Annotated in this window: 4 protein-coding genes and 1 pseudogene; 1 reads left to right on the top strand and 4 read right to left on the bottom strand. The window is 68.1% G+C overall.

Going from position 1 to position 4457, the window contains the following annotated elements; translation table 11 throughout:
- Positions 1–769: 769 nt before the first annotated feature.
- Positions 770–1538 (bottom strand): annotated as a pseudogene (locus ACFWA9_RS38410) (transposase).
- A 123-nt stretch (positions 1539–1661) separates the two neighbouring features.
- Here ACFWA9_RS38410 and ACFWA9_RS38405 point away from each other — a divergent pair.
- Positions 1662–2165, top strand: coding sequence for a hypothetical protein (locus ACFWA9_RS38405; protein WP_380394101.1), 504 nt, complete (start codon positions 1662–1664; stop codon positions 2163–2165).
- 292 nt (positions 2166–2457) lie between these two features.
- On the opposite strand, the gene ACFWA9_RS38400 is transcribed toward ACFWA9_RS38405, so the two are convergent.
- The 3 genes from ACFWA9_RS38400 to ACFWA9_RS38390 form a co-directional block, all read right to left on the bottom strand.
- The gene (locus ACFWA9_RS38400) at positions 2458–2946 is read right to left on the bottom strand and encodes a hypothetical protein (protein ID WP_380394098.1); all 489 of its coding nucleotides are present in this window, start codon (positions 2944–2946) and stop codon (positions 2458–2460) included.
- Positions 2947–3038: 92 nt separating this feature from the next.
- Positions 3039–3254 carry a hypothetical protein gene (locus tag ACFWA9_RS38395; protein ID WP_380394095.1) on the bottom strand — a complete coding sequence of 72 codons (216 nt, stop codon included), beginning with the start codon at positions 3252–3254 and terminating at the stop codon, positions 3039–3041.
- A gap of 450 nt (positions 3255–3704) precedes the next feature.
- Positions 3705–4175, bottom strand: coding sequence for a hypothetical protein (locus ACFWA9_RS38390; protein WP_380394092.1), 471 nt, complete (start codon positions 4173–4175; stop codon positions 3705–3707).
- Positions 4176–4457 lie beyond the last annotated feature (282 nt).

The raw sequence follows: 4457 nt of genomic DNA, 5'->3' as shown, positions 1-4457 counted from the left end.
GTCCTGCGGGCCCAGCAGCTCGAAAGGGGGCCGGACCAGCTCGAACACCAGACCTGATACCACTCACCGTCCCCGAGATCCGCCGACTGATCACCGGCCTCACGCGCTCCGTCCGCCGCAGCAGCGCCCACGTCCTGCACTGGTCCCGATGGCGCCGCCGACGCCAACACCAGGCCCGGACCAGCCACTACAAGAGACGACGCCACAGCCCAAGAGCTGAAGCCTCATCACGGTAAGCACCGTTGCAGTAATAGTCCTCGGCCTGCTGGCTGGTGACGCTCATGGTTCCTCATCTCGTGGTGGCCTCATTGAGGCTCTGCGTGCGAAGATGCGGCGCGAAGCTGCCCGGTACGGGTGGTCCGGTCGCGGCGCAGGAGGAACCTAGCCGGATTCAGGCGCGGGTCAAGGGGGGTTCAACGGCGACGTGGGCCTGGTTCGCGATCCGAGTTCTCGCCTCGAAACGCGCAGGCCAGAGGGTATGAGTTCGACCGTGCCGAGTCGACGGGGCGATTCTGGTGGCATGGTCGGCGGTATCGGAGCGGTAGTCGGCAACGGATTGTCGTGCCTCACCCAAACTGGCGCCATGGTGGCCGGACGGTTCACGGCCGATGTCATGGAGAGCTGTTGGTCCGTCCGGACCGGCTGCGGCCTGCTCGGCGCCCGCGTGCCCGGCGGCACCATGGATTGATGCTCCTCGCGCCTAAGGGCTGTCCCGTAATTGATCTTTGAGTGGTTCGAGGCATGCTCAGTCGACCGGCAGCGCGCGGGCTCATGCAGCCTGGAGGAGGTTGTGCAGACGGGCAACGCCGAGCATGGCGTGGTGGACGCCGTTGCCCTTGAGGCGGCAGTCGCGAAGGATCTTCCAGGTCTTCATCCTGGCGAAGACGTGCTCGACGCGGGCGCGGACTTGTTTGTGCTCGCGGTTGTGGTCGGCCTGCCAGTCGGTGAGCTCGCCGCCCTTGGGGCGTCGGTGCGGGATGACCAGGCCGGTGCCCGGGTATCCGCCGTCGGCGATCGTGGTCGTGCGGCCGACGGCAGCCTTGGCGCCGGATTCCTCCCATGCCTTGCAGTCGTTCCGGTTACCGGGCAGAGGTCTGCCGACCGCCACGACCAGCCGGGAGTGGGCGTCTATGACCACCTGGTGGTTGGCGGAGTACCGGTAGTTCTTGGACTGCTCGGCGATGGTGTGGTCGCGGGTGGGGACCAGGGTGCCGTCCACGATCAGCACGGTGTCCTTGCTGAACCGGCGCCGGGGCTTGAGCGCCAGGAGCGGGCCGGTGTGCTCGATGATCCGGCCGGCCGCGGACTTGGACACCCCGAACAGCGGAGCCAGCTGCCGCAGCGTCAGGTTGGTTCGCCAGTAGGCCGCGACCAGCAGAACCCGGTCCTCCAGCGGGAGGCTCCACGGTCGGCCCGGGGCGAACCGTGTCGGCGCCCTCGCGGCGGAGCATCGTGATCAGCTTCTTGAACTCGCGCGGGCCCAGTCCTGTGAACGGGCCGATCCAGGACGGTTCCGACGCCGTGATCACTCCAGCCACGGCAAGATCATGGCACCAAGCCGGGCCCCGCGGCACCTGACGGTGGGAGTGCCGCCCGCCCGGGGTACCAGTAGCCGGAGGATGGCCTGGGGGCGGACGCGAGGATCTGAGGAGGAGCAGGGCGTGGGAAGTCTGTTGAGGAGCGTCTCCGGAGTCCGATGGGCGGACCTTCACGACGCAACGGGGGCTCCGGCCAGCGGCATTCCCCCTCTGCTCTCCCGGATCGCGTACGGAGACGAGGACACGGCCCGCACCGCGATCGAGGAACTGGGCGATGCCGTCTGCGCGCTCGGGTTCGTCGTCAGCGAGGCCACAGCCCCCGCAGTTCCGTTCCTTGTAGAGCTGGCAGGAGCTCCGCACGTGGCTTGCAAGGCCGAGCTGCTAGACCTGCTGGGAAGCATCTGCCAGACCGACCAGTGGCACTCCGCCGCTGCGGCGGCCGGAGGCAGCAAACGCGACACGAGCTACCGGCAGCAACCCGGCTGGGAGGCGGCCGCAAGGACAGCCGTCTACACGGGCCGGTCAGTCATCGAAGGCGTAGCCTCCTCCGTACGGCCGGAGGAGGCCGCAGCTGCAAGGAGGTTGCTGCAGATGATGGACCAAATCCCGCCGCTTCCGGAGCTGTGACGGTCGGTGCGGGACAGCCCTTAGGCGGACAGTCCACCGAGGTGCAACGCCGGCTGCGCGCCCCAACGAGGCCGTCACGATACCCCTCCCAGGGAAGCCGCCGGCTCCGCTGCTGCGGCGAGCTGAGCGCCCTTCGCGGAAGCGTCACAGTGACAGTTCCGCAAACGCTTTGCCTCAGGGCTTAGCTCTCCAAAACGGCCGCTGAGCTGAGGGGTCGGAAGCAGGTGTTAATGGTGAATTGGGGCACGATCAGCAGACGGCACGTCGGGGTGCCGACCAGCCTCGTGCGGAGCTACTGGGGCGCTTCGGTCCGGACCTGATGCAACAGCTTGTCCAGGGTGGTGGTCTCAGCGTCCAGGGTCGTCTTGATCTTGGCGAGTTCTGCCGAGTTCTTGTTGATCGACTTGTTCTGGAAGTCCGACTCGACGGCGAACCACACGCCCAGCAGGTTGGTGTCCTGCTTGCAAGTCACGTCGGCCTGGGCCTGATCGATCTCCTGGGTGCTCGCGGGCCCGGTGGCCGCTGCGAAGGGGTCGCTGGCCGTGAGGGGGTGCGTGACACTGAAGCCGCGGGTCCTCATGCAGGCGGACCACGAGGTGATGGCGGCGACGACCCTGGAGTCGGACTGGGAGTCGGTGAACGACGCCGCCTTGATGGTGGTGACGACTCCCTCTCCTCCGCCGGCCGGGCCGGCGGGTCCGCCGCGGGCGCCTGGCAGGAGGCGGTCGAACTCAGCGAGGCACCCGCCCTCGGGCAGTGGCTTACCGGCGAAGGAGGTCACGCGTCGGCCGTCCCGGGGATCGGCGCCCATCAGAACGGTCTGCGTTTCCTGCGGCAGCTGTCCGAATGCCGTGGGCTTCGCGCTCGAGGCAGCTAAGGTGTCCGGCCGGGGTGGTAACCCCACTTCTGGGCCGCTCCGAGGTCAGAGATTCCGTAGCGGCGACTGAGAACGTCGTACCGGTCGTACCGGAGGCTGCCCATGGTGGGCCTGGCCGGCACCGTGTACGGCTGGTCGTAGCGCCTCATGCAGTCGCCGGTGGAGGCCTGACGCAGCCAGTCGTAGTCGACGGCTTGCGCTGGAGTCAGCATGTAGGCCTCGATGGGCAGGCTGAGTTCCCCAACGCCGTTGGTGACGGTCGGCGTGGGAACCGGTGTGACCGGCGCGGACGGGCCCGGCGCTGCGCAGGCTGCTTGGGAGAGGAGTACGGCCGCCAGAAGCGTGACGGTCGCCAGTCCCGGGGCGGACGTGGCGCCGGGAGGTGGTGCGGTTCCCGTCCTGCGGTCGCGGTTCGTCAGCCGCATGCCGAGTCCGCGCGTCGGGCCGGTGGCGGGGCGTCATGCGTCTCCTGGAGATTCGTGGGCGTTGCTCGAGACCGGCGGACAGCGGCGACCTCGACCGCCCTCGTCATCAGGCTCCCGTGCGGGGCAGCAGTCTGCTGCTGCTGGAGGATTACTGGGCGACGTCGGCCTGTGCCGAGTCCGCCTTTCGGACGCCGCTTTGCCGCCTGAAGGAGGCGAGGCGGACCCGACTGCTCAGGCTCAGTAGTAGAGCTGCGCGCTCTCGTTCTTGTTGCGGAGGTACGAGCTGAGATTGCCTCCGCGGCCCGGCGGGATCCAGGTGACGTCGCCGTTGAACAGCAGGCCCGAGAAGACGGCGAGGTTGGCGTGCGAGGTGCCGTTCTCGGCACTGGCCGCGTCGCGCAGGACCTGCTGGCCGGCGCCCGCGGAGCCGTAGCGGTCGCTGCGGAACTTGGGCACCTCCCAGCTGAAGCCGGTCGGGTAGGTGGCGCGGAAGTTGGTTTGGTCGTAGTTCGTAGTCCAGACGGCGCCGTTCGCCCCAGGGCTGTAGTAGAGGCAGAAGAGGGTGGCCTCGTCGCTTCCGACGGTGCAACGGATGGCCGCACTGTAGGTGTCCCAGCCGTTGCTCCAGACGCTGGCGGCCTGGGCCTGGCCGGCCCCGGCGGTGGCCCCGGCCGCGGTCAGGGCCAGGGCAGCTGCCGCGACGGTCACCTTGCGGGCATGCCGTCGGGCTCCGGCCTGGTCGTGTCCATACAGTTGCGCGCCTCCGCAGCCAGACACGCATGCTCCGCCTCACGGATGCGCTCCTGCATGGTGAACCTGGCCGTTTCGAAATGAAGCCGGTCCACGACAGACGATCCCTCCTCGTATCAGAGCAGCAGTTGACCGGCGGCCCGGCCTAGGAGCTGTTCAAGGTTCGGATCATGTGGTTGAGGTCAGGGACTTCAACCACATGATCGATCCGCGTAGATGGAGGCCGGCCGTGTAGCTTTC

This window comes from Kitasatospora sp. NPDC059973 (assembly GCF_042737525.1).
Lineage (GTDB): Bacteria > Actinomycetota > Actinomycetes > Streptomycetales > Streptomycetaceae > Kitasatospora.
The sequence above is the reverse complement of the archived record's forward strand: the minus strand, read 5'-3'. Positions and strand labels throughout refer to the sequence as shown.

What these genes read in the sequence shown, in the direction of transcription:
- ACFWA9_RS38395 (WP_380394095.1), bottom strand. Translation starts at nt 3,254, where the DNA reads ATGCTGACTCCAGCGCAAGCCGTCGACTACGACTGGCTGCGTCAGGCC.